The sequence below is a fragment of the Nocardiopsis sp. CNS-639 genome, from assembly GCF_000381685.1.
In the GTDB taxonomy this organism is placed as follows: Bacteria; Actinomycetota; Actinomycetes; order Streptosporangiales; family Streptosporangiaceae; genus Nocardiopsis; species Nocardiopsis dassonvillei.
The window spans coordinates 147,355-171,893 of the sequence record NZ_KB906856.1 but is presented as its reverse complement, the minus strand read 5'-3'; the positions used below and the strand labels follow the sequence as shown (position 1 = coordinate 171,893).

The 24,539-nt window shown below is 72.4% G+C and carries 24 protein-coding genes; 10 read left to right on the top strand and 14 right to left on the bottom strand.

The window, feature by feature from the left end; genetic code table 11:
* Window positions 1–11: 11 nt before the first annotated feature.
* The 5 genes from G011_RS0106180 to G011_RS0106160 all read right to left on the bottom strand — a co-directional run bounded on the left by G011_RS0106180 (window position 12) and on the right by G011_RS0106160 (window position 4,898).
* The gene (locus G011_RS0106180) at window positions 12–647 is read right to left on the bottom strand and encodes a histidine phosphatase family protein (RefSeq protein ID WP_013155354.1); all 636 of its coding nucleotides are present in this window, start codon (window positions 645–647) and stop codon (window positions 12–14) included.
* A gap of 55 nt (window positions 648–702) precedes the next feature.
* Window positions 703–1,998 (bottom strand): glutamate-1-semialdehyde 2,1-aminomutase, encoded by a 1,296-nt coding sequence (hemL, locus tag G011_RS0106175; protein WP_081642930.1) that lies wholly within the window; start codon window positions 1,996–1,998, stop codon window positions 703–705.
* Between the two features lie 93 nt (window positions 1,999–2,091).
* Window positions 2,092–2,664 (bottom strand): RloB family protein, encoded by a 573-nt coding sequence (locus tag G011_RS0106170; protein WP_019607720.1) that lies wholly within the window; start codon window positions 2,662–2,664, stop codon window positions 2,092–2,094.
* A complete protein-coding gene (locus G011_RS0106165) occupies window positions 2,661–4,067 on the bottom strand; it encodes an ATP/GTP-binding protein (RefSeq protein WP_019607719.1) in 1,407 nt (468 codons plus the stop codon). The genes G011_RS0106170 and G011_RS0106165 overlap by 4 nt, the downstream gene beginning before the upstream one ends.
* Before the next feature lie 141 nt (window positions 4,068–4,208).
* A complete protein-coding gene (locus tag G011_RS0106160) occupies window positions 4,209–4,898 on the bottom strand; it encodes a phosphatase PAP2 family protein (RefSeq protein ID WP_019607718.1) in 690 nt (229 codons plus the stop codon).
* 288 nt (window positions 4,899–5,186) lie between these two features.
* On the opposite strand from G011_RS0106160, the gene rraA reads away from it, so the two are divergent.
* Window positions 5,187–5,675 (top strand): ribonuclease E activity regulator RraA, encoded by a 489-nt coding sequence (rraA, locus tag G011_RS0106155; protein WP_019607717.1) that lies wholly within the window; start codon window positions 5,187–5,189, stop codon window positions 5,673–5,675.
* Between the two features lie 172 nt (window positions 5,676–5,847).
* Here the strand turns inward: rraA and G011_RS0106150 are convergent, their stop codons facing one another.
* Window positions 5,848–6,552, bottom strand: a complete 705-nt coding sequence (locus G011_RS0106150; RefSeq protein ID WP_019607716.1) for a hypothetical protein — start codon at window positions 6,550–6,552, stop codon at window positions 5,848–5,850.
* A 198-nt stretch (window positions 6,553–6,750) separates the two neighbouring features.
* Here G011_RS0106150 and G011_RS0106145 point away from each other — a divergent pair, with 198 nt between their 5' ends.
* The 3 genes from G011_RS0106145 to map all read left to right on the top strand — a co-directional run bounded on the left by G011_RS0106145 (window position 6,751) and on the right by map (window position 9,852).
* Window positions 6,751–8,184 (top strand): sensor histidine kinase, encoded by a 1,434-nt coding sequence (locus G011_RS0106145; RefSeq protein WP_019607715.1) that lies wholly within the window; start codon window positions 6,751–6,753, stop codon window positions 8,182–8,184.
* Window positions 8,181–8,858: a response regulator transcription factor gene (locus G011_RS0106140; protein ID WP_019607714.1), complete on the top strand. Its 678-nt coding sequence runs from the start codon at window positions 8,181–8,183 to the stop codon at window positions 8,856–8,858. Before G011_RS0106145 ends, G011_RS0106140 begins: the two co-directional genes overlap by 4 nt.
* 223 nt (window positions 8,859–9,081) lie before the next feature.
* Window positions 9,082–9,852 (top strand): type I methionyl aminopeptidase, encoded by a 771-nt coding sequence (gene map, locus G011_RS0106135; protein WP_019607713.1) that lies wholly within the window; start codon window positions 9,082–9,084, stop codon window positions 9,850–9,852.
* Window positions 9,853–9,918: 66 nt separating this feature from the next.
* On the opposite strand, the gene G011_RS0106130 is transcribed toward map, so the two are convergent.
* The 8 genes from G011_RS0106130 to G011_RS0106095 all read right to left on the bottom strand — a co-directional run bounded on the left by G011_RS0106130 (window position 9,919) and on the right by G011_RS0106095 (window position 17,820).
* Window positions 9,919–10,572: a bifunctional DNA primase/polymerase gene (locus tag G011_RS0106130; protein ID WP_013155364.1), complete on the bottom strand. Its 654-nt coding sequence runs from the start codon at window positions 10,570–10,572 to the stop codon at window positions 9,919–9,921.
* Window positions 10,573–10,671: 99 nt separating this feature from the next.
* Window positions 10,672–11,670 carry a porphobilinogen synthase gene (gene hemB / locus G011_RS0106125; protein WP_019607711.1) on the bottom strand — a complete coding sequence of 333 codons (999 nt, stop codon included), beginning with the start codon at window positions 11,668–11,670 and terminating at the stop codon, window positions 10,672–10,674.
* A gap of 47 nt (window positions 11,671–11,717) precedes the next feature.
* A complete protein-coding gene (locus tag G011_RS0106120) occupies window positions 11,718–13,406 on the bottom strand; it encodes a bifunctional uroporphyrinogen-III C-methyltransferase/uroporphyrinogen-III synthase (protein WP_019607710.1) in 1,689 nt (562 codons plus the stop codon).
* Between the two features lie 99 nt (window positions 13,407–13,505).
* Entirely contained in the window at window positions 13,506–14,513 is a 1,008-nt protein-coding gene (gene hemC, locus G011_RS0106115; protein ID WP_019607709.1) for a hydroxymethylbilane synthase, read from the bottom strand.
* Window positions 14,510–16,015 carry a glutamyl-tRNA reductase gene (locus G011_RS0106110; RefSeq protein ID WP_036552285.1) on the bottom strand — a complete coding sequence of 502 codons (1,506 nt, stop codon included), beginning with the start codon at window positions 16,013–16,015 and terminating at the stop codon, window positions 14,510–14,512. Before G011_RS0106110 ends, hemC begins: the two co-directional genes overlap by 4 nt.
* Before the next feature lie 138 nt (window positions 16,016–16,153).
* A complete protein-coding gene (locus tag G011_RS0106105; protein WP_013155369.1) occupies window positions 16,154–16,849 on the bottom strand; it encodes a redox-sensing transcriptional repressor Rex in 696 nt (231 codons plus the stop codon).
* A 413-nt stretch (window positions 16,850–17,262) separates the two neighbouring features.
* Window positions 17,263–17,529, bottom strand: coding sequence for a glutaredoxin family protein (locus G011_RS0106100; protein ID WP_019607706.1), 267 nt, complete (start codon window positions 17,527–17,529; stop codon window positions 17,263–17,265).
* Window positions 17,530–17,562: 33 nt separating this feature from the next.
* Window positions 17,563–17,820 (bottom strand): MoaD/ThiS family protein, encoded by a 258-nt coding sequence (locus G011_RS0106095; RefSeq protein ID WP_013155371.1) that lies wholly within the window; start codon window positions 17,818–17,820, stop codon window positions 17,563–17,565.
* Window positions 17,821–17,927: 107 nt separating this feature from the next.
* On the opposite strand from G011_RS0106095, the gene G011_RS0106090 reads away from it, so the two are divergent.
* The 6 genes from G011_RS0106090 to pstB all read left to right on the top strand — a co-directional run bounded on the left by G011_RS0106090 (window position 17,928) and on the right by pstB (window position 24,429).
* Window positions 17,928–18,695: a response regulator transcription factor gene (locus G011_RS0106090; protein WP_013155372.1), complete on the top strand. Its 768-nt coding sequence runs from the start codon at window positions 17,928–17,930 to the stop codon at window positions 18,693–18,695.
* Window positions 18,696–19,018: 323 nt separating this feature from the next.
* Window positions 19,019–20,086, top strand: coding sequence for a hypothetical protein (locus G011_RS0106080; RefSeq protein ID WP_155979728.1), 1,068 nt, complete (start codon window positions 19,019–19,021; stop codon window positions 20,084–20,086).
* A 144-nt stretch (window positions 20,087–20,230) separates the two neighbouring features.
* The gene (mshD, locus tag G011_RS0106075; RefSeq protein ID WP_013155374.1) at window positions 20,231–21,223 is read left to right on the top strand and encodes a mycothiol synthase; all 993 of its coding nucleotides are present in this window, start codon (window positions 20,231–20,233) and stop codon (window positions 21,221–21,223) included.
* A 328-nt stretch (window positions 21,224–21,551) separates the two neighbouring features.
* A complete protein-coding gene (gene pstC / locus G011_RS0106070) occupies window positions 21,552–22,514 on the top strand; it encodes a phosphate ABC transporter permease subunit PstC (protein ID WP_013155375.1) in 963 nt (320 codons plus the stop codon).
* Window positions 22,514–23,593, top strand: a complete 1,080-nt coding sequence (gene pstA / locus G011_RS0106065) for a phosphate ABC transporter permease PstA (protein ID WP_019607704.1) — start codon at window positions 22,514–22,516, stop codon at window positions 23,591–23,593. The genes pstC and pstA overlap by 1 nt, the downstream gene beginning before the upstream one ends.
* A gap of 56 nt (window positions 23,594–23,649) precedes the next feature.
* The gene (gene pstB, locus G011_RS0106060; RefSeq protein ID WP_013155377.1) at window positions 23,650–24,429 is read left to right on the top strand and encodes a phosphate ABC transporter ATP-binding protein PstB; all 780 of its coding nucleotides are present in this window, start codon (window positions 23,650–23,652) and stop codon (window positions 24,427–24,429) included.
* Window positions 24,430–24,539 lie beyond the last annotated feature (110 nt).

Genomic DNA, 24,539 nt, shown 5'->3' with positions numbered 1-24,539 from the left:
TGCGCTCCGGGTCACGCCCCGGGAAGTGCGGGCTCGTCCTTGTACAGGACGGCGGCGGGTTCCGCGTAGCTGACGCTGGTCAGCCGCTGGTCGCTGAAGGTCAGCGACGTCACGCTCGCCAGGTTGCACTCGCGCAGGTCGGGACGGTGCCAGAGGCGTTTGCCCTCGGCCGCGCGGCGGGTCATCCAGATCGGCAGCTGGTGGCTGACGCACACGGCCTCGCGGCCCCACGCCGCCCGGCGGGCGATCTTGACGGCCTCCACCATGCGCGTGACGATCTCGGAGTAGGGCTCGCCCCAGGACGGCAGGAACGGGTTGTACACCCGGCTGAACACGCGGGGATCGCGCACCGACCGCCGCGACAGGCTCATCCCCTCGAACTTGTTGGCCGCCTCGATGAGCCGGTCGTCCAGGGTGACGGGCAGGTCCGTCGCCTTCTGGAGGGGCACGGCGGTCTCCTGGGTGCGGTCCAGCGGCGAGGAGAACAGCGCCGCGATGTCGTGGCCCTCGAACCACTCCGCGGTCATCTCCGCCATCCGCTGGCCCCGGTCGCTGAGGTGGAAGCCGGGGAGCCTTCCGTAGAGCACCTTGCCGGGGTTGTACACCTCTCCGTGTCGCAGCAGGTGCACGACGGTGGTCGTCGTCATCGTGAGTGTCTTTCCTTCGGGGTCGTGGGCGTCGGGGCTGTACCGGCCCTGGGCGTCAGCCCTGGGCCTCGGCCGCGGCGCGGGCCGCCCTGGGCAGCGCCGAGACCACCCGGTCCACGGCGGCGTCGTCGTGCGCGGCGGAGAAGAACCAGGCCTCGAAGGCGGCGGGCGGCAGGTACACGCCCTGGTCGAGCATGGCGTGGAAGAACGCGGAGAAGACCGCGGTGTCGGTGGTGCGCGCGGTGTCGAAGTCGACGGCCTCCTGGTCGGTGAAGAACACCGTGAAGAGGTTGCCGCCGCTTTGGAGCCGGTGGACGACCCCGGCCTCGCCGAGCGCCTTGGAGACCTCGGCCGCCACCTGGGCGGAGACCTCGTCGATGCGGGCGTAGACCTCGGGGGTGGCCCCCCGCAGGGTGGCCAGGCCGGCGGCGGTGGCCAGCGGGTTCCCGGACAGGGTGCCCGCCTGGTAGACGGGGCCGCCGGGCGCGAGGCGGTCCATGATCTCGACGCGCCCGCCGAACGCGGCGGCGGGCAGGCCGCCGCCCATGACCTTGCCGAAGGTCATGAGGTCGGGGGCGACGCCCTCCAGACCGAACCAGCCCGAGGCGCTGACGCGGAAGCCGGTGAGGACCTCGTCGAGGATGAGGAGGGCGCCGTTGGCGTGCGCGATCTCCTTGATCCGGGCGTTGAACCCGTCCCGGGGTGCGACGACGCCCATGTTGGCGGGGCAGGCCTCGGCGATCACGCAGGCGATCTCGTCGCCGTGCTCGGCGAAGGCGCGCTCGACGGCCTCGGGGTCGTTGTAGGGCAGCACGAGGGTGTCGGCGGCGCTGGCCCCGGTCACGCCCGGGGAGTCGGGCAGGGCGAAGGTGGCCAGGCCCGAACCGGCGGAGGCCAGGAGGGCGTCGACGTGGCCGTGGTAGTTGCCCGCGAACTTGACGATCTTGCTGCGCCCGGTGAAGCCGCGCGCGAGGCGGATCGCGGACATGGTGGCCTCGGTGCCGGAGTTAACGAGGCGGACCTTCTCCACCGGGGTGCGCTCGACGATCAGCTCGGCCAGCTCGACCTCGCCGGGGGTCGGCGCGCCGTAGGAGGTCCCGGCGTCGACCGCGCCGTGGAGGGCCTCGACGACGGCGGGGGCCGCGTGGCCGAGGATCAGCGGCCCCCACGAGCACACCAGGTCGACGTACTGGCGGCCGTCGGCGTCGGTGAGGTAGGGGCCCTCGCCCCTGACGAAGAAGGGCGGGGTGCCGCCGACGGCGCCGAAGGCGCGGACGGGGGAGTTCACGCCACCCGGCACGACGGCGGAGGCACGCTGGAAAAGCTCTGCTGAAGTCTGTTGAGTACCCACCTCACCAGTGTGTCAGCTGTGTCCGGTACCAGGACCATGACCCGCCCCGCGTCGGCCGAGGACCCGGCGTCGGCGCCTGGACCGGTGTCGGGGTCAGGGGCGGATCAGAGCACGGACCAGCTGGTGGATCCGTGTGCTGGGGTCGCCCGTCGGCGGCAGGCGCTCGGCGCGCTCGCAGGCCTCCTGGAGGCCGTGGGCGAAGTCCTCGAAGCGGGTCCCGCCCTTGTTCCACCTCGGCAGGAGCGCCCTGAGCTCCTTCTCGGCCCTGGCCCCGGTGACGAGTGCGGACCGGTGGTCCCTGAGGTGGAGGATGAGCCAGGTCTCGAAGGTGGGGGTGGAGGGAGCGGCCTCGATCCCCTCCCGCGCGGCGGACGCCACGAGCGCGGCGACGTCCTCTCCGTCGGTGTCGAACACCGCCCAGCGCTCGGTGTAGTCGTCCCGCTCCGCCTCAGCCGCGCTTCTGACCACGATCTCGCGCTGGGGGTGTTTGGCCTTGCGGGCGTGGACGGTGTGCAGGCGCACGTCCGGGTGCTTCTTCATCGTGTCGAAGTAGCGCTTCTCGGTCTCGCCCTCGCAGACGACGAGGTAGACGCGCCTCTCCTCGCGGTGCGGCCTGCGACGGTCAAGGCTCGTCTCCCGCTGCTCCCTCCTGCGCCGCTTGCTCACGGGGCGGCTTCCTCCGACTCCCGTGACTGCTCGCGCCGGTGCAGGGCGTCCCGGAACAGTTCGTCGTCCACGTCCGGAACCGCGCCGTAGCGGCCCGTGAGGTAGCGCCGGGCTCGGTTGTCGTCTCCCCGGGGCCTGAAGTCGCTGAGCGGGTAGAGCGAGGTCCGTCCACGGTCGTCCTTGTCCACGAACCAGATGTGGTCGCGCTTGAGGACCTCCTCACCGCGTACGCGTCCGAGCAGGGCCGCGTCGTGGCTGGTGAAGATCAGTTGGGCGCCCTTGGGATTGTGCTCCTCGTCCTGGAAGAGGGAGATGACCTTGGCGGAGAGGTAGGGGTGGAGACTGGCGTCGATCTCGTCGACCACGAGGGCTCCGCCCGTTTCCAGTACACGCTGGGCGTCGAAGCCGATCGTGGCGAACGCCCTGGTTCCCAGGGATTCCTCCTCCCAGAGAAGGGGCGTAGCGTTTTCTGTGCCCTGATGGCGGAAGAGGAGGGTGGATCGGCCGTGCCTGAGAAGGGTTCGCAGACTCGCCTCGAAGGCCGACGTTCCACTAGGGCCGGGCTTGGTCTGAAATCTGTCCCCGTCCTGATCTCCTTTGAGCAGCCTCCGGGCCAACGCTCTCGTATATGAGTCGCGGAACCTTTCCTCATCGGAGGAGGAGTCCCTAGCGGAGGCGGTCCGTCCCATGGAGTCGAGATGGTCGTGGCTGAGTTCCACCGTTTCGATACCCGTGTCAGCGGACTTCAGAAGACGGCTGAGATCCGCCATGTGTGCCTCGGAGGCGCTTCCCTCACGCAACCACGCTGGGTGGCCCGGCCCCCGCTCGGTGGCGGACACCAGACTCTCGGAGAACCAGCGGTAGACCGGTTCCACCTCCGCGTTCGAGGCGCGGGCGGCGACGGTGAGAAAGAGGACGTTCTGACCGGTGATCTCCTTGACCTGGCGCAGTTTCCCCGAGGTCTGGTCACCGAAGGAGAACTCCTGCCCGTCGCGTTCGAACACGACGCGCTTGCGCTGCCTGGGGTAGCTGTACAGCCACTCCTCCACGACCCGCTCGTCGTCGACCCCGAAGCCGTAGGTGTGGCGGACCCGGTCGATCACGAGGTCGACCACGAACGTGGAGGGCTCCTCCCGGGCGTCCGCGCTCAACTTGAAGGGGTGGCGCTGGATTCCGCTCCCCGGCTCGTTGTGGCTCATCGACCACCGGACGGTGTCCCGCATGAAGGAGAGCGCGTCCAGCAGGTTCGACTTGCCCGAGGCGTTGGCCCCGAAGACCCCCGCGACCGTGGTGGCCTCCCAGCCGGCCTCCTGCGGGCGGGCGTCGTCGTAGACGGGAGTGAGCAGGAGCTGTTGCTCCTCCCGGATGGACTTGTGGTTCTCGACGCGGAAACTCAGCAGCATCGCGGCACTCTCCCCGGAAGTTGAGCGGCTTCACCGCGTTTCGCGCGGAAAAACCACACGCGACAAGCATGCCATGTGGCCGTGGCCACACACGCGTGTGCCCCGCCCCCGGGGACAGGGACGGGGCACACGGAAGCCGACTCAGTGCCGGGCGGCGTAGCCGTCCCGGGCGGGGGCGTCGGGCGGGGGCGGCGCGCCCGCGTCCGAGTCGGCCGGGGTGTCCGGCCGCTCGGCGCGCACCAGCGGGCGCAGGCGGTCGTTGCGGGCGAGCAGCTCCACGAGGGCGGTCATCGGGCGGGAGGCGGCCAGGGAGACCAGGGCCGCGACGGTGGCGCCGACGAGGAGGCCGACGGTGACGTCGTGCGGGTAGTGGGCGCCGACGAAGACCCGGGAGAAGGCCTCCAGGACGGCGAGCAGCACGGCGAGGACGGCGATGCGGCGCCAGGCCAGGATGAGCGCCGCGGCGGCGGCGCCCGCGATCGCGGCGTGGTTGCTCGGGAAGGACCAGTCGCCGAGCGGGTCGCAGGTGGCGATCGTGGTCAGGTCGGTCATGGCCTGGCAGGGGCGCATCTGCTCGAAGAACGTCTTCACCGTGCGGCTGACCATGTAGGCGACGACGGTGGCGACGGGAGCGAACAGGGCCAGGCCGACCAGACGGGAGTCCACGGAGCGGGCGCGCCACCAGGCGGCGAGGAAGAGGACGGCGAACACTCCGAGGAAGAGGTCGGTGCCCACGTAGGCGACGCTCTGCACCCAGGGGTCCAGGTCCGCCGTGAACTCGATCAGGGCCCGGGACCAGGCAGCGCTGACGGCGAGGATCTCAGAGACCATCTCTCTCCATTGGGTCGTTCAGGGGGGAGGGTCGCGCGCAGGGGGGAGGGACTGGGCGACGCCCCGTCCGAAGGTGACGGGGATCCCATGATTAGGTGACAGGAAAGGCTTCATCCTGTCATCAACCGGGGCTTTCCGGGCCCGCGAAACGGCCGTATCGACGAAAGAGACGGAGGGCACCGACGAAGGAGACGCCGTGCCACCCGAGAGGCCTGGTGTACCGATGAGTAGCTTGGGGGTGTCCACCCTCCCGGCGGTACCCATCCGCCCTCCCGAGACGGAGCCCCGATGACATCGCACTTCACCACCGCGGACCTCATCGACGACCACGGCGACACCCTGCGCAGCTGCTCCACGCAGTTCCGCCAGTTCGGGGGACGCGCGGTGTTCTGCGGCCGGATCCGCACCGTCCACTGCCACGAGGACAACGGCCTGGTCAAGCAGGTCCTCAACACCCCGGGCGACGGCGCGGTCCTGGTGGTGGACGGCGGCGGCTCGCTGCGGTCCGCCCTGATGGGCGACATGATCGCGGAGGCGGCCGTGGCCAACGGCTGGGCCGGAACCGTGATCTTCGGCGCGGTCCGCGACACCCGCGCCCTGGGCGGGCTGGACCTGGGCGTGAAGGCGCTGGGCTCCAACCCCCGCAAGTCCCTCAAGGACGCCGCCGGTCGCCTGGACGTGCCCGTGACCTTCGGCGACGTCACGTTCGTGCCGGGCGAGTGGCTCTACAGCGACGAGGACGGCGTGGTGGTGAACGCCGAGGAGATCAGGATCTGACGCGGGGCCAAGCCGAGGAGAACGGAGGAGGTCGCGGTGATGACCTCCCCGGCGGCCTCCCTGGAGCCTCCCCCGTGCCTCTCCGGCGCCTCCTGCCGAGCCCTCGGGCACCCCCAGCGGGCTCCGGGGCTTCCGCGCGCCCGGCCACACCCGCCCCTGCCCGCTCTGCGCCTCAGGCCCGCCCGCGCAGGAGCGGAAGCACCACGGCCGCGCACATCGCGGGGAGCAGCAGCAGCGGGACGAGGAGCCACGCCAGCGTGTGGTCGACGAACAGGACGACCGCCGCCTGCGCCGAACCGACCAGCACGAACCCGGTTCTCATGAGGCGGTGCGCGGCCGACCACCAGCCGGCGAGGGGCCTGTCGTGGTCCGCCCCGGGCTCCGGCGCGGGCAGGACGACGCCGACACCGACCAGGAACAGACCGGTCGCCACGCCCAGCACCCGGCTGATCGGGAGGTCCCACCCGGCCTGGCCCAGGACGAGCACTCCGTGCGTCACGAGCAGGAACAGGGACAGCAGGCCCAGGAGGGCGCTCATGCCCCGCGCGGCGCTCCGTGCCTTCGGCGCCGCCGGTAGCCCCAGCGCGTCCTGGAGGCCGTTCTGGAGACGGGTTCCGAAGACCACCGCGGCCGACAGCACGACCGCCAGGAGGCCCGTCGTCAGGGGCAGGGCCAGCGCGAGCACCGCCCGGGGAACCGTGTCGGGGGTGCCGTCCAGGTTGGTCCGTCCGCTGAGCACCGTCCCCGGCAGGTCGGGCCAGGCCGTCCAGGAGACGAGGGCCATGAGGGCGACCGAGACCGCCGTGACGAGAATTCCCGCGAGGGGAATCCGGGGCCTTTCCACATTCGCCTCCGCCGGGTTGTCCGTGCCGTTCATTCTGTTTCTCCCTCTCCCTCGCCGTTCTCGTGGCACAACAGTAGGAAAAGGAGTTTCGGAACCGCATCGACCGCGAGGCACGGTGCGGTCACGCGGTCCGCGGACACCGGCCATGCCGGAGGTCATGGCGCGAACATGCCCCTGACCATGACCTCCTCCGGCGGTCCGCGCGGGATCGTTCCGACTACGCTCGGAAGAATGCGCACCCCCGGCTCCCCGACCGACCCGTCCTCGTGGGTCACGCTGCACGAGAACCGTCCGCCCCGCGTTCTGGAACTGTTGTTCTGGGGCGCGGTGGCACTCACCCTCGGCCTTTACGCGCTGCTGTTCCTGAGCGGTCAGATGCGTTTCCACGGCGGCGACCCGGTCGCCAACACCGCCGTGCTCGTCAGCGTCGGCGTCCTGCTGCTCTGCTGCGCGCTGTGGCCGTTCCTGGCCTGGTCCCCGGCGTCCCCGTGGCCGCGCAGGGCCGTCAGCGCCGCCTTCCTCGCCCTCACCGTGCTCTGCATGCTCAGCAGCAACCACACGACCTTCCTGCTGTTGTGCGTGGGCACCATGAACGCGGTGGCCGTGTTCGGGCTGCCGGGCGGCGTCGGCTACGGCTCCGCCGTGCTCGTGTTCAGCGTCGGTCTGACCCTGGTGGTCCCCGACCTGCCGTTCGCGGTGGGGCTGTTCGCCGGGATGATCCTGCTGTTCATCGTGGCGGCGTCGGGAACGGTGTTCCTCGGCCTGACCGTGGCCGCGCGGCGGGCCGAGCACACACGGGAGCTCCTGGCCGCGCTGGAGGAGGCCCACGGGGAGCTGCGCCGCCGCTCCGATCGCATCCGCGAGCTCACCGTGGCGGAGGAGCGCGCCCGCATGTCCCGGGAGATGCACGACAGCACCGGCCACTACCTGACCGCGCTCACCATGTCGCTGTCGAACGCGCTGCGCTTTCGCACCGCACGGCCCGACTCGGCGTGGGAGGAGGTGCGACAGGCCCGCGAACTCGCCCGGGAGGCGCTCACCGACACCCGGCGCTGGGTGCGCGCGCTGCGCCCCCTGGGATTGGAGGGACGCGCGGGGCTGGCCGCGATGCGGGCGATGGCGGCCTCCTTCGACGGCGGGGGCGTCCGGATCAGGTTCGCCGTCACCGGCGACGGGGTCTGGCCCGACCTGTCGGAGGAGGCCGAGCTGGTCTGCTACCGGGCGCTCCAGGAGGGCCTGACCAACGCCATGCGCCACTCGGGCGCCGACCTGATCGAGGTGGAGGTGCTGACCCGCGCCGAGGGGGTCGCGGTCACGGTGACCGACAACGGCGGCGGCGCGGGGAAGGAGGCGGTGCGCGCGGGGTTCGGGCTGCGGGGTCTGTCCGAACGGGTCGCGGCCGTAGGCGGGACGATACTCAGCGGCAACGTGTGCGCGGCCGACCGGACGCGGGAGGACACGACACCAGGGGGCCGAGCGCTGGAGGGCACGGCGCTGGAGGGCGGAGCACACGGGAGCCCGACCTGTCGGGAGCGCGCGTGGCAGGCCACGACGCCGGGGAGCACGCCCCCGGCGGGCCCTCTCGGCTTCCGGCTCCGCGCGGAGGTTCCCGCGGACGCCGGTACGCGGGAGACTGTTCCCGGCACGGCTGGGGGCACCACATGACCACTGTTTCGGTCCTGATCGTCGACGACCAGATCCTGATGCGGCAGGGCCTGCGCAAACTGCTGGAGATCGAGGAGGGCGTCGACGTCGTCGGCGACGCCGCGGACGGCGTCGAGGCCCTGGAGTTCCTGTCGGCCGCCGACCCGCTCCCGGACGTGGCCCTGGTGGACGCCCGCATGCCGCGCATGGACGGGGTGGCCCTCATCGGGCGGATGCGCGCGGAGTACCCGGACGTGCCCGCCCTGGTGCTGACCACGTTCGACGACGACGAACTGGTCTTCGGCGGTCTGCGGGCCGGAGCGCGCGGCTACCTGCTCAAGGACGTGCCGCCGGAGGAACTGGTGGCGGCGATCCGCCGCGTCGCCCGGGGTGAGACCGTTCTCGGCGGTCCGGCGGCCGAGCTCCTGGTCGCCGCGCTCGGCGAAGGCCCCTCCACCGTCCCCGCGGCGGACCCGCCCCGCCCGTCAGGGCACGGGGAGGCCCCCCGGTTGTCGGAGCGCGAGGAGGAGGTGGCCCGCCTCGTCGGCACGGGCGCCACCAACCGGGAGGTCGCGCGGGCCCTGTTCATCACCGAGGGCACCGCCAAGAACCACGTCACGAGCATCCTGCGCAAGCTGGGGCTGCGCGACCGCACCCGGCTCGCCCTGTGGGTACGGGAGCGCCGGGGCGGCTAGGGCCCGTTCCCGAACGCCGAACGGACCCGGTCCCTTGAAGGCCCTCCGACGCGTGCGCCGGGCGCGGTCCGGACGTTGGGCGCCCCTCGCGGGCGCGGAAGACCGCCGGAACGCTGTCCGTGCTCGTCCTCCGACGAAGTGGCCGGCGATCCGGCCGTGACCCCACCCCCAGAACCGGTATAGTATGGCCGGTATAGTTATTGGTTGCGTGAGAGGCCGCCGCATGATCGAGATCCTGAAACCCGCCGAACTCGCCCGAGCCAAGGACGCGGGCTCCCTGGTCGCCCACATCCTCCGGACGGCACGGAGCCGCGCCACGGTCGGCACCAACCTCCTGGACATCGACCGGTGGGCCCGGGAGATGATCGCCGAGGCCGGAGCGCAGTCCTGCTACGTCGACTACGCGCCGTCCTTCGGGCGCGGGCCGTTCGGCCACTACATCTGCACGGCCGTCAACGACGCCGTGCTCCACGGACTGCCCCACGACTACGCGCTCGCCGACGGCGACCTGCTCACACTCGACCTCGCCGTCTCCCTGGGCGGGGTCGCCGCGGACTCCGCCATCAGCTTCGTCGTGGGCGAGTCGAGGCCCGCCGAGAGCGTCGCGATGATCCGTGCGACCGAACGCGCGCTGGAGGCGGGGATCGCCGCCGCCCGGCCCGGGGCCCGCGTCGGCGACATCTCCCACGCCATCGGCTCGGTCCTCAGCGCGGCGGGGTACCCGATCAACACCGAGTTCGGCGGTCACGGCATCGGGTCGACGATGCACCAGGACCCGCACGTGGCCAACACCGGGCAACCCGGCCGGGGCTACAAGCTGCGCCCCGGCCTGATGCTCGCCCTGGAGCCGTGGGTCATGGCGGACACCGACGAGCTGGTCACCGACGCCGACGGGTGGACGCTGCGCAGCGCGACGGGCTGCCGGACGGCGCACAGCGAGCACACGATCGCCATCACCCACGAGGGGGCCGAGATCCTCACCCTGCCCAGGTAGGAGTCCGACCGCCGCTCGCGCGCCCGAGCGGTACCGCCACCGGTACGCCCGGCGCGCGCCCCGGGGTCAGGCGGGGAACTCCTCGCTCGCGTCGGCGAGGATGTCGAGCACCACGATCGGGTCGGGCAGCACCACGGCCCCGTCCTCGGCGCGCGGCGGGCGGATCCAGGTGACCCGGTCGCCGGAGGGCAGCAGCGAGGGGGCGCCGAGCACGAAGCTGTCCCGGCAGTGCCAGCGCAGTCCCGGCATCTCCTCCACGGCCTCGGGCACGCAGTCCAGGTGGCAGGACCACCACTCGTCCTCGTCCACCGGCGAACGGGTGGCCACGAAGAACAGGTAGCGCGAGGACTCCACCGCCGCGACCGGGCCCGCGGGAACGCCCGAGCGGCCCATGCGCGCCAGCGCCATCACACCCGCCTCACGGGGGACGTCGAACACGTCGAAGACCCGCCCCGTGGGCAGGATGATGTTCGCGTCGGGGGTGGCCGTCCACCACCGCCGGATGGTGTCGGTGTCGGTGCTGGCCTCCACGCCCCAGGCCATCGTCACCGGGTGCGCCGCCGGGTCCGGACAGCCCATCCGGTCGCAGCTGCACGCGCGGTCCTGCCCCGGTGAGGTGCCGCGCGCCACCGGCCAGCCCAGCTCGGCGTAGCCCAGAGCGGCGTCCAGCATGCTGGCCGCCGCATGGCGGCGCTTACGTCGGTACAGAACCTCGGCCATGGAGCCTCCCCGGTCTTCGCTCGTGTTCCAGGCGCGGCCTCGCCGTCGTGGGAGGCCCTGCACCCGGGGACCGCGACCGGGGCGAGGGGCCTGGTCGCGCTACCGCAGCAGGCGGGCGGCCTCGGTCGCCCAGTAGGTGAGGATCTGCTCGGCCCCGGCCCTGCGGTAGGAGGTCAGTGTCTCCACGATGGCCCGCTCGCGGTCGATCCAGCCCCGCTCCGCGGCCGCCTCGATCATCGCGTACTCGCCGCTGACCTGGTAGGCCGACACGGGTACCGGGGAGGCCTCGGCCACCTTGGCCACGATGTCGAGGTAGGCCAGGCCGGGTTTGACCATCACCATGTCCGCGCCCTCGGCGACGTCCAGTGCCACCTCGCGCAGCGCCTCGCGCGCGTTGGCGGGGTCCTGCTGGTAGCCGGAGCGGTCGCCGAACTGCGGCGCGCCCTCCGCGGCCTCGCGGAAGGGGCCGTAGAACGCCGACGCGTACTTGGCGGCGTAGGCCAGGATGGGCACCTGCTGGTGCCCGGCGCGGTCGAGCCCGGCGCGGATCGCCGCGACCTGGCCGTCCATCATGCCGCTGGGCGCCACCACGGCGGCGCCCGCCTCGGCCTGGGCTGCGGCCACGGACGCGTACCGCTCCAGGGTGAGGTCGTTGTCGACGTGCCCGTCCACCTCCAGCGGGCCGCAGTGACCGTGGTCGGTGTACTCGCACAGGCACAGGTCGGCCATCACCACGAGGTCGTCGCCGACCTCGGCGGACAGGTCGCGCAGGGCGGCCTGGACGATCCCCTCGGGGTCGTCGGCGGCCGAGCCGTGCGCGTCCTTGTGCGCGGGGATGCCGAACAGCATCAGCCCGCCGACCCCGGCGGCGGCCGCCTCGTGGGCCGCCTTGCGCAGGCTGTCACGCGTGTGCTGCACCTGGCCGGGCATCGAGGAGACGGCCACCGGCTCGGTGATGCCCTCCTTGACGAACATCGGCAGGACGAGGTTCTCGGGGCGGACCCGGGTCTCGGCGACCAGGCGGCGCAGCGCCGGACCGCGGCGCAGGCGGCGCGGCCGGACCACGGGGAAGGCGGCGTCGTTGCTGGAGGCGTTCATCACGGGGCTCCCGGGAAAGGTTCGTGCGTCGGTGGCGGTGTGGTCTCTCAGAGCTTGCGGCGGCGACCGCGTCTCTTCTGACTGGGCTTGAGGACGGGCTTGCCCGCCTCGACCGCCTCGCGCCTCTTCTCGGCACCGTACTCCGAAAGGGCCTGCGCGAGGGCGGAAACCGAGGCTTTGGGCGCCACGACGTCGACGCGCAGGCCGAACTCGATCGCGGTCCTCTCCGTCTCGGGACCGATGACGGCGATGACGGTGGTGTTGTGCGGCTTGCCCGCGATCCCCACCAGGTTGCGCACCGTGGAGGAGGACGTGAACAGCACCGCGTCGAAGCCGCCGCCCTTGATCGCCTCCCGGACGGGCGCGGGCGGGGGCGCGGCGCGCACGGTGCGGTAGGCGGTGACGTCGTCGACCTCCCAGCCGAGCTTGTCCAGCCCGGCGGACAGGGTCTCGGTGGCGATGTCGGCGCGCGGCAGCAGGACCCGCTCGATCGGGTCGATCTCGGCGTCGTAGGGCGGCCACACCGAGACCAGGCCCGAGCTGGACTGCTCCTCCTCGGGCGGGGCCAGGTCGGGCTGGATGCCGAACTCGCGCACGGCGCGCGCGGTGGCCTCGCCGACGACGGCGACCTTGACCCCGGCGAACGCGCGCGCGTCCAGGCCGTAGGACTCCAGGCGCTCCCGGATGGCGCGGACCGCGTTGACGGAGGTGAAGGCCACCCACTGGTAGCGGCCGGTGACCAGGCCGCGGACGGCGCGCTCCATCTGCTGCGGGGTGCGCGGCGGCTCCACGGAGATGGTGGGCACCTCCTCGGGCACCGCGCCGTAGCCGCGCAGCTGGTCGGACAGGGCCGCGGCCTGCTCCTTGGTGCGGGGCACCAGGACGCGCCAGCCGAACAGCGGACGGCTCTCGTACCAGGACAGCTCGGGGTGGCGGCCCGCGGCGGGGCCGACGATCATCAGCGCGGGCGCGGTGACGTGGTGGCCCTTGGCGTCCTTGGACTTGAGGTCGGCGACGAGCCGCCCCAGGGTCGAGGAGACCGTGGTCTGACGGGTGGTGCCGCCCGCGCGCACGACCGCGACCGGGGTCGAGGCGGGCCGCCCTCCGGCGATGAGGGTCTTGCACAGCACGTCGAAGCCGGGTCCCTGGTGCTCGACCGGCTCACCGGCGGGCGCGTCGCCGCCCATGACGACCAGGGTGGCGCCGCTGGCGGCGGCCTCGTGCCAGTCGACCCCTCCCCCGCCGTGCGCGCGGGCGTTGAGCACGCGCACCTCGGGGCTGTCCGCGTCCAGCAGCGGCACGCCCGCGAAGGTCGGCACGGAGGTGATCGCGGAGACGCCGGGGGCGACCTCGACCTCGACCCCGGCCTCGTGGCAGGCGGAGACCAGTTCGGCGCCGCGGCAGCCGAAGAACGGGTCGCCGGAGTAGAGGCGGACCACCCGCTGCCCGTCGCGGGCGCGCGCCACCGCCAGGGCGTTGACGTCGCCGCCGCACTCGCCCGCCTCGATCACGGAGACGTCCTCGGAGCAGTGGGAGAGGAGTTCGGCGCGAAAGCCCGCGAGCTCCTCGGCGGCGGGCTCGCGCAGGGTGATGACCACGTCGGCGTGGCTCAGCAGCTCGGCGCCGCGCAGGGTGAGCAGGTCGGCGCCGCCCGGACCGGAACCGACCAGGGCGACGTGCCCGGCCCGCGCTGCGGCGCGCGGCTCCTCCGGCTGGGGGTTGGCGTTGGCGTTCACGTACTGGCTCCTCTGTGTGGGTCGCCGCGCCCCGGTGTGCGGCGCCGGGGGCGGCGGTACGGCGGGCCCAGGCCGAGGAGGCCCGCCGACTGCTCCTGCTTAGGGCGTGTCCCTCTCGGCGAAGGCCTCGGCCACGATGCGGTCGGCTCCCTCGGCGATCATCTGGCGGGCCAGGTCCCGGCCGAGCGCGGTGGCGGCGGCCAGGTCCCCGGGCGAGGCGAGGTCGGCGGCGCGCTCGCGGCGCACGGCCTCGGCCCCGTCGGTGGCGACCACGGCGGCGCGCAGGCGCAGGCGGCCCGTCGCCGCGTCGTACTGGGCGTAGGCGCCGACCGGGGCGGCGCAACCGGCCTCCAGCTCGGAGAGCACGGTGCGCTCGGCGACGACCTCGGCGCGGGTGGCGGGGTGGTCGACCGAGGCCAGGTAGGCGAGGTCGCCGTCGAGGCGCTCGACGGAGCACTCGACGGCGAGGGCGCCCTGGCCGGGCGCGGGCAGCATCTGCTCGGGCTCGAAGACCTCGGTGACGTCCTCGGTGCGTCCCACGCGGCCGAGTCCGGCGTAGGCCAGGACGACGGCGTCCAGCTCTCCGGAGGCGACCTTGCCCAGACGGGTCTCGGCGTTGCCGCGGATGGGGACGTAGACCAGGTCCGGGCGCAGCGCGGCGAGCTGGGCGACCCGGCGCGGGGAGCCGGTGCCGACCCTGGCCCCCGCGGGCAGGTCGGAGAACTTCAGCCCGTCGCGCGCGCACAGGGCGTCGCGCGGGTCGTCGCGCTCGGGGATCGCGGCCAGCACGAGCCCCTCGGCGGGCGTGGTGGGCAGGTCCTTGAGCGAGTGGACGGCGAAGTCGACGGTGCCCGCGTGGAGCTCGTCGCGCAGGGCGTTGACGAACACGCCGGTGCCGCCGAGCTGGGTCAGGTGCGCCTTGGTGACGTCGCCGAAGCTGGTGATCAGCTCCAGCTCGATCACCCTGCCGGTGCGTTCGGTGATGGCGTCGGCGACCATGCGCGACTGGCTGGTGGCCATGGTGCTGCGGCGGGTGCCAAGCCTGGCCGGGGCAACGTGGTCGGGTGCTCCGTCGGCGGTCGTGCCGTGGGAGGGCGTGCCGGTCATGACTTCTCCTGTGCGGTCCGTGCCGCGGTGGCGGTGCCCTCGGGGGCGGTGAGCGCCTCGGGGCTTCCGGGGTCGAGTGCGAAGAGTTCTCTCAGTGCCGCCTCGTAGGACTCCCCGTCCGGCGCGGCGGCCAGTTCCTTGACGCGCACGGTCGGTCTGTGCAGGAGCTTGTCGGCGACGCGGCGCATGGCGCGGCTGATCTCCTCGCGCGTGCGGTCGTCGAGGTCGGCGGGCAGGCGGCCGTGCAGGCGCGACAGCTCGGCGTCCACCACGTCCCTGGCCTGGGCGCGCAGGGCGACGACGGTGGGGGTCACCTGGTGGGCGCGGCGGACCGCGCGGAACTCGGTGACCTCCTCGTCGACGATGCCGCGCACGAGGGTGAGGGCGCTGTCGCGGCCGGTGTCGGCTCCGGGCGCGGTGGCGGCGGCCTGGCGCAGGTCCTCGATGTCGACCAGGCGCACGCCGGGCAGCTCGCGCACGGCCGGGTCGATGTCGCGGGGCAGCGCGAGGTCGAGGAAGACCAGGGGCCGCGTGCGCCCGGCGGTGGCGGCGGCCACGGCCTCGGACGTCAGGACCAGGCCCTGGGCTCCGGTACAGGAGATGACGAGGTCCACCTCGGCCAGGACCCCGACGGCGTCGGCGAAGGGGACGGCGCGGGCCTCGACGGTGTCGTAGGCCTCGGTGAGGCACTCGGCCAGGCGCGCGGCCCGGTCGAAGGTGCGGTTGGCCACGACGACCGCCTCGGCGCCCTGGCGGGAGACCGTGTTGGCGGACAGCGCGCTCATGGACCCGGCGCCGAGGACGAGGACGCGCACGCCCGTGAGGGGGCCGTGCGCGGGCCGGGCGAGCCCGGGCGCGTCGGCGGTGTCGCCCGGGACCGCGGACATGGGGCAGCCCGCGGGGGGCAGCGAACCCACGGTCTGGGCGGTCTGGAGGGCGGTGGTCTGGGGGGCGCCGGTCGGGCCGAGCCCGAGGCCGCCGGAGGCGACGGTGAGGCCGAAGCTGACCATGTCGGCGCCCGCGTGGTCGAGGTGGGTCTCGGTGTGGGCGCGCTTGCCCACGCGCAGGGCGCGCTGGCCGAGGTCGTTGAGGACGCGGCCGACGGAACCGGTCTCCTGGCCCTCCTTGAGGGCGTCGCGCACCTGGCCGAGGATCTGCCCCTCGCCGAGGACCATGGAGTCGAGCCCGCAGGTGACGGAGAACAGGTGCTGGACCGCGCGGTCCTCGTAGTGGACGTAGAGGTGCTCGGAGAGCTCTCCGAGGGGGACCCCGGTGTGCCAGGAGAGGAGTTCGGTGATGGCCGAGACGCCGCCGTGGAAGGCCGAGACGTCGGCGTAGACCTCGGTGCGGTTGCAGGTGGAGACCACCATGACCTCGTTGACGGGCTCGGAGCCGACCATCTCGGCGACCGCGTTGGCGCGGGTCTCCCCGTTCAGCGCGACACGTTCGAGGAGCGCCACCGGCGAACTCCGATGGCTCAACCCCACGGCCAGGACACTCATCCGCACTACTCCTATGCAGGCACCACACAGCGTCTTCGTATGCCCCGGCGGCGGCCAGACCGCCGGAGGCGCGGCGCACGCTCGCTCATCGCCCACCGCTCATGCGGGCCTCACGGCCCGGATCGCCCATCCCTCAGGTCACGTCAGCTCCAGTCCCGCGCGTTCCGCGCCGCGGCCGTCGCCATCGGCCCTGCGCTGCGCGTGGAAGGCGAGGATCTGGAGTTCGATGGACAAGTCGACCTTACGCACATCGACTCCGTCCGGCACATTGAGTACGACCGGCGCGAAGTTGAGGATGCTGGCCACCCCCGCCTCGACGAAGCGCGTCGCCACGCCCTGCGCGGAGACCGCCGGTGTCGTGATGACACCGATGGAAACCCTCTCTGAACGGACAACCTCCTCCAGGTTGTCAATATGCCTCACGTCCAGGGAGGCGACACTCTGCCCCACCATCGCCGGGTCCGCGTCGAGCAGCGCCGCGATACGGAACCCGCGGGTCCCGAACCCCCCGTAGTTGGCCAGTGCGCGGCCCAGGTTGCCTATCCCGGCGATGGCCACGGCCCAGTCCTGGGTGAGACCAAGCTCACGCGAGATCTGGTAGACGAGGTACTCCACCTCGTAACCCACGCCACGCGTCCCGTAGGACCCGAGGTGGGACAGATCCTTGCGCAGCTTGGCGGAGTTCACACCGGCGGCGGAGGCGAGGTCCTCGGAGGAGACGGTGAGGGTGCCGCGGTCCTGGAGGGTCTGGAGGGCCCGCAGGTAGACGGGGAGCCGGGCCACGGTGGCCTCCGGGATGCCCCTCTCCCGGGGCCGTGGTGGACGACTGGTCACAGGCGGGCGCTCCTGGTCGGCGGGCGGGCGCGGGGGCGGTCCGGGCGGGAGGCGGGCCGCCGGGACCGGCGCGGGGAGCGGACGGGCTGCTGCCGCCGCGCTCCTCGGGCGTGTCTTGGAGTACCTAGATTACGCGCTTGTGAAAGCACGCACAAAGTGGGGCCCGCTGTGACGGCGGGCTCATAAGTTCCCACCGGTAAGGGCCTTGGCGCCCCCGCGGAAACCTCCGGTGCGTACGTCGGCAATTCGGGACAACCAAAGACCGTCATATGTGCATATTTGTGGGCACAGTCGTAGTTTTCGGGCTTACTCAGCTCTCCGGAGGAGCCGTCCCGTGAGAGCGGCCGGAAACGTTTTCGCCCATCGCCCGGCCCGCTGACGGCACATCCCCCGGAGAACCGGCGAAAACCCCTTCAGCCGCCCAGGGCGGAGCGCAGGCGGTCCTCGCCCACCCTCCAGAAGTCGTGGCGCCGCCCGTCCACGAACGTCACCGGGATCTTGTCCCAGTACTCCTCGCGCTCGTCCGCGCCGACCTCGTCGAGCTGGCGCACCGCCCGGCTGGCGCCGAGTTCGTCCGCGACCCGCTCGATGACCCCCCAGGCGTCCTCGCACAGGTGGCATCCCGGCTTGCCGAGCATCACCACGCGCGCCTGGCCCGCCCACTGGGGTGTTTCCGCCATGTTCCCCTCCTGTTTCCGGAGCCGTACGGCCCCTCAGCCGCCCGCGAAGGGCGGTAGGACCTCGATCACAGTGCCGTCCGCGACCGGCACGTCACCGTGCGCTCTGCGCCCGACCGGCCGCTCGTCGACCAGCAGCGAGGAGGATCCGAGTACGCGCTGGAAGCGGTCGTCCGGGTGCAGCCGACACGCCGCCTCCAGAGCCTCCGCGAGCGTGGCGGCCCCGACCGTTTCCTCGGCCGTTCCGGCGGCCTCCTTGGCCGCCGCCCAGTACCTGATAGTGCACTTCGCCATCCGTTGATTATCCTTGGTGTTGCTCGGAGGCGACGAATTGGACATCTTCACCGGGGGCAATGGCGCCTTCGATCGCCCGCACAGAGCGGGGTGACGAGAAGAGACGCATGAGCCATCTGCTGCTGTTGACGAACTCGAACGAACCGTCCGACCACGTACTTCCCGCCCTCGGTCTCCTTCTGCACTCGGTGCGGGTGGCGCCGGCGGAGGCGGGGGCCCTACTGGCGTCGAACGCGGGCGGCGGCTCCGGCGCGCCGGTCGACGCCATCCTGGTGGACGCGCGGACCGACCTCGCCGCGGCCCGCAACTTCTGCCGCCTGCTCGACACCACGGGCCTGGACTGCCCGCTGATGGTGATCCTGACCGAGGGAGGCGTCGCGGCGCTGACCCCCGACTGGCAGGTGAACGACTTCATCCTGTCCACCGCCGGTCCCGCGGAGGTCGAGGCGCGCCTGCGGCTGGCCGTGGGGTCGGCCGAGGCCGGGACGGACGACCCCGACGAGATCCGCAGGGGCGATCTCGTCATCGACGAGGCCACCTACATCGCGCGGCTGCGCGGCCGCATCCTCGACCTCACCTTCAAGGAGTTCGAACTGCTCAAGTTCCTGGCGCAGCACCCCGGCCGGGTGTTCACCCGGGCGCAGCTGCTCCAGGAGGTGTGGGGCTACGACTACTTCGGCGGCACCCGCACCATCGACGTCCACGTGCGGCGCCTGCGCGCCAAGCTGGGCTCGGAGTACGAGTCGCTGATCGGCACGGTGCGCAACGTGGGCTACCGCTTCGTGCCCGACCCGGTCGCCAAGGCGCCCTCGGCCGTGCCGGAGGGGGTCGACGCACCGCCCGCCGCGCGCTCCGCCGAGCCCAGCGCGACCTAGGGCGGCACGCGGGGAGCCGCCTCCCTCCGCCCGAGGACCACCCCGGGGCGCCCCTGCGGGCGCCCCGGAGTCGTTTCCGGACACCCGGGAACCCGGCGCTTCCGCGTCCACCGCCGCGGGCCCCACCCGCCGCGTCCCGGGGGCCGACCGTCCCGCGGGCGAACGGTGTGAGAACGGGCGTCCGAACACTCGTGTTCGACGGCCCCAGGTCCTAAGATCGTGTGGGCACCCCCACGCCGGGACGTCAGGCGCGGCGAAACTCCCCGCGGGCGGGTGCGCAGAAGCTGCCTTGGCGCGCCATCCGCGAGGAGGAGAACGCCCCGATGCCCACGAACGCCGCGAGACCCCCGCTCACCCCCGGACGCCGTCGCACGGCCATCGCCCTGGGGGCCGTCTTCGTCGGTTCCAGCCTGGTCGCCGTCATGTCCCCGGCCCACGCCGAGCCGAGCCCCTCCGCGTCGGCCTCCGCGTCGGCCTCCCCGTCGCCCTCCGCACCGCCGTCCTCCCCGGAGCCGGTCCCGTCGGCTGTCGTCTCCTTCGAACGGGACTCCGACGAGGTGAAGTTGGGCGACTCCGCGGTCAACCCCCTCACCGCGACCAACACCGGCGACGCCAGCGTCTGCCTGCTGGCGATGAGCGTGGACACCGGCGGGTTCGGCGTCAGGGGATTCACGCCCCAGGAGGTCGCCCCCGGCGAGGAGGCGTCCGCCGGAGAGGTCACCGGCGCGACCCGCGAGCGGGCCGAGGTCACGGCCACCCTCACCTACGCGCTCGCGCAGGAGGGCGTCGCGTGCGCGGTCCTGGAGCCCGCGAGCACGCGCACCGTCGCCACCGGCACGTGGACGGTCTCGATCGCCAGGCCCGAGCCCACCACTCCCCCGGAGCAGACCGGGGAACCCACGGACGAGCCCACCGAGACCGAGGAGCCGGACGACACCACGAGCCCCTCCGACACGCCCCGCCCCGACCCCACCCGTGACGACGACCGCGGGGGGAACTCCGGCGGCGGCTCCGGCGGTTCGGGCGGCGGCAGGTCCGGCGGCTCCGGTGACGCGCCCCGCTCCTCCGGCCGTGTGGACGACGTGCCCACCAGCGACGTGCCCACCACCCGCGACGGCTTCCCGGACCTGCCCAGCGACGAGGCGGCCCTGCCCGGGGTCGTGCCCGGCGCGGAGAACCTCGCCGAGCTGCCGACGGTGACCCCCGGCGCGCAGGACGACGACCTCGACGAGACCGAGGTGGCCGCCGACCACAGCGACCTGGGGCCGAACATGGCCCCGGCGGTGCTGCTCGCCGCGTTCCTCCTCGCTCTGCTGCTCGCGGCCCCGCTCGCACCGGTGCGGCGCGTCCGCGTCGGCGGCGGCTACCAGGGCAGGCGCCGCAGGAAGTAGGACGTCCCGGTGCCGTTCCCCGGCGGCCTCGCCACCGGGGAACGGCACCGGCGACGCGCGGTTCAGGGCAGCTACCAGGACAAACACCCCACCTGCCGTGGCTGGCAGAAGTCTTGCCGTCGCCCCGTCGTAGGCTTTCGGTCCATGGACACCCCGCTAGTCACCGATGACCTGGACCGGACCCTGGCCGAACAGGTGCTGACGCTCGCCGAGGCCGCGCGCGCGGCCGACGGCGTCGCACCGCTGTCGGAGCACACCCTGCTCCGCGTCAGACACGGCGCCCCCTCGGGGAGCAGCCGCTTCCACCTGGCCCTGGAGGACGGGCGCGCGGTCGGCTTCGCCTTCGTGGAGCGCGTCGCGGGCGAGCCCGACTCCGGAGAGGTCGTCGTCCACCCCGACCACCGCGGCCGCGGGCACGGAACCGCCCTGCTGCACTCGGTGGACCGGGACGCCGGGCCGGACGGGGTCCGCGTGTGGGCGCACGGGCGCACCCCGCAGGCGGTGTCGGTGGCGCGGGAGGACGGCTGGACCGCCGTCCGCGAACTCCACAAGATGCGGATGCCGCTGCGCGACATCGCCGGGGACGAGCCGGGCGGCCCCTGGGAGGCGCCCGAGCTGCCCGAGCCCGAGCTGCGGCCCGAGGTGGCCGAACGGGTCCGGCTGCGCCCCTTCGTCGTCGGCCAGGACGAGCAGGCGTGGCTGGCCGCCAACGCACGGGCTTTCGCCGACCACCCCGAGCAGGGCCAGCTCACCCTGGACGACCTGCTCCAGCGCGAGGTGGAGGACTGGTTCGACCCGGACGGCTTCTTCCTGGCCACCGCCAAGGACGGCGGGGTGGCCGCGTTCCACTGGACCAAGACCCACGCCGACGGCGCCGGGCTCACCGACGGCGAGCCGGTGGGCGAGGTCTACGTGGTGGGCGTGGACCCCGAGTGGCAGGGCAGCGGACTCGGCCGTGCCCTGACCCTGGCGGGTCTGCGGCACCTGCGCGACGCCGGTCTGCCGTGGGTCCACCTGTACGTGGACGGCGACAACGAGGCGGCGGTGCGGCTGTACGAGTCGCTCGGATTCGCCATGTGGGACACCGACGTGATGTACGCGCCGCCGAGGGACGACGCCCCCCGCCCGAACGTGTGACCTGTCACATTCACCGGCCAATCCCCGGACCGCCACGGGAGTGCGACATCTCGTTCATCTTCCGTTCATCTTGCTTGGGACAACTGGTCACCTGTTGCACCTACCTTCACATTCGGCGCAGCACGGCCACCCTCCACCACGGACCGTGGCGCGGTGACCGGCGATCGCCCCAGTACGGGACGCGAAGGGGACCCCGGCGGGGAGACACCCCCCGACCGGTGGGAGAACCACGCGTCGCAGGGAACACACCAGGCACGCAGAAGGTGCACGGAACGCACCGCACCATCCGGGCGACCCGCCCCGAAACCTTCCGAACCGGAGCCAACCCATGACGACCACGGACGCCCCCGAGGCGGCACCGCCGCCCACGGGCAAGCGCCGGATCGGCGACGTCGCCTTCGCCGGGCTCGCCCGAGGCTCGGGCATCCTGATCCTGCTGATCCTCGCCGGTGTCGCCGCCTTCCTGCTCGTGCAGGCCTGGCCGTCCCTGACCGCGAACACGGTGAACTTCCTCACCAGCACGGAGTGGGACCCCAACGTCCGCGAGGAACCCGCGTTCGGTGTCGCCGCCCTGGCGTTCGGCACCGTCCTGGCCGCGGCCATCGCGCTGCTGCTGGCCACCCCGGTGGCGATCGGGATCGCGCTGTTCATCGTCTTCTACGCGCCGCGCAGGCTCGCCTCGGTACTCGGCTACCTGGTGGACCTGCTGGCCGCCATCCCCAGCGTCGTCTACGGCCTGTGGGGCATCGGCTTCCTCGCGCCGGAACTGGTTCCCGTGTACCAGGCGCTGACGCGCTACCTGGGCTGGATCCCGCTGTTCCAGGGCCCCGCCTCCACCTCAGCCCGCACCATCCTCACCGCGGGCGTGGTGCTGGCCGTCATGATCCTGCCGATCATCACCGCTATGGCGCGCGACGTTTTCCACCAGACCCCGCAGGGGCACCGCGAGGCCGCCCTGGCCATGGGCGCCACCCGCTGGGAGATGATCCGCCTGGCCGTGCTGCCCTTCGGCAGGTCCGGCGTGGTGGGCGGCGCCATGCTCGGCCTGGGCCGCGCCCTGGGCGAGACCATGGCCGTCGCGATGATCCTGTCCCCCTCCCTCATCGTCTCCTGGAACCTGTTGCAGAGCGGCAACCAGACCATCGCCGCGCACATCGCCCTCCAGTACCCCGAGGCCACCGGGTACGGCGTCTCCGCGCTGATCGCCGCCGGGCTGGTCCTGTTCGCGATCACCCTCGTCGTCAACATGGGCGCGCGCTACGTCGTGACCCGGGGGAGCAAGGAGTCTTGATGGACACGACGACCACGCAGCCTCCCGGACCCGAGGCCGGCTCCACCGCGACCGACCTGCGCCGCGGCTCCCTGCCGCAGCACTTCCCCGCCGCCCTGCTGGCCTCCTCCGCCGCCGTGGTGGCCGGGGTCCTGCTGGCCTTCTCGTCCTTCGGGTTCCTGCTGTGGGGCCTGCTCACCGCCGCCGCGTACGTGGTGATCGTCGTGACGGCCTCCGCCCGCGTCGAGGGCGGCCGCAAGGCCAAGGACCGGCTGGTCACCTCGCTGGTCTACCTGTGCTTCCTGCTGGCGATGCTGCCGCTGGTGTCGGTGCTGTGGACGGTGCTGAGCAACGGCATCGTCCGGTTCGACGCCTACTTCCTCACGGTGTCCATGAACGGCGTCCTGCCGAGCATGGACGCGGGCGGCGTGTACCACGCGATCGTGGGCACCCTGGCGATCACCGGCATGGCCACGCTCATCTCGGTGCCCATCGGCGTGATGACCGCCGTGTACCTCGTGGAGTACGCCGAGGGCCGCATGAAGCGGATCATCGTGTTCTTCGTCGACGTCATGACGGGCATCCCGTCGATCGTCGCCGGTCTGTTCGTGGTGGCGCTGTGGATGATCCTGTTCGGCCCGGGCCGGACCAACGGCGCGGCGGGCGCGATCTCGCTGGCGGTGCTGATGATCCCGGTCGTGGTGCGCTCCAGCGAGGAGATGCTGCGGCTGGTGCCGCAGGACCTGCGCGAGGCCTCCTACGCCCTGGGGGTGCCCAAGTGGCGCACGATCACCAAGGTGGTGCTGCCCACCTCCGCGGCCGGCCTGACCACAGGAATCATGCTCGCCATCGCCCGCGTTATCGGGGAGACGGCTCCCCTGATCCTCACCACGGGGTCGTCCGCGGTGTCGATCAACTGGAACCTGTTCGACGGGCAGATGATGAACCTCCCGGTGTTCATCTACTCGCAGGTCCGCATGGGCGGCGCCGTCAACTACGAGAGGGCCTGGGCGGCGGCGCTGACCCTGATCCTGGTGGTGATGCTGCTGTTCTTCCTGGCCCGCATGATCGGCCGCCTGTTCGCGCCGAAGGCCCGTTGACCCCTACACACACCGCCCACGCCCCGCGCGCGGAGCAGATTCACGAGGAACTTCCAGTGGCGAAACGTATCGACGTCTCCGGTCTCCACGTCTACTACGGCGACTTCAAGGCCGTGGAGGACGTGTCGATGACCATCGAGCCGCGGTCGGTGACGGCGTTCATCGGATCGTCGGGCTGCGGCAAGTCCACCTTCCTGCGGACCCTCAACCGGATGCACGAGGTGACCCCGGGAGCCCGCGTCCAGGGCAAGGTGCTCCTGGACGACCTGGACATCTACGGGCCCGACGTGGACCCGGTCATGGTGCGCAGCGAGGTCGGGATGGTCTTCCAGAAGGCCAACCCGTTCCCGACGATGTCGATCTACGACAACGTCATCGCCGGTGCCCGCCTCAACAACCGGCGGATGAGCAAGTCCGAGGCGGACGAGCTGGTGGAGGGTTCGCTGCGCGGCGCGAACCTGTGGGAGGAGGTCAAGGACCGGCTGAACAAGCCCGGTTCGGGCCTCTCCGGCGGCCAGCAGCAGCGGCTGTGCATCGCCCGCGCCACCGCGGTCAAGCCGTCGGTGCTGCTGATGGACGAGCCGTGCTCGGCGCTGGACCCGATCTCGACCCTGGCGATCGAGGACCTCATCCACCAGCTCAAGGAGAACTACACGATCGTCATCGTGACGCACAACATGCAGCAGGCCGCGCGTGTGTCCGACCGGACGGCGTTCTTCAACCTGTCGGCTCCGGGCAAGCCGGGCAAGCTCATCGAGATGGGCGAGACGAACCAGATGTTCACCCGGCCGGAGAAGAAGGAGACCGAGAACTACATCACCGGCCGGTTCGGCTGATCCGTCACCCGAACCCTTCCCGACCAGGGACGACCGGTGATGGGGTGGTCGGTTCGGCTGATCCGTCTCCTGTCCCTTCCCGACCAGGGACGACCGGTGATCGGGTGGTC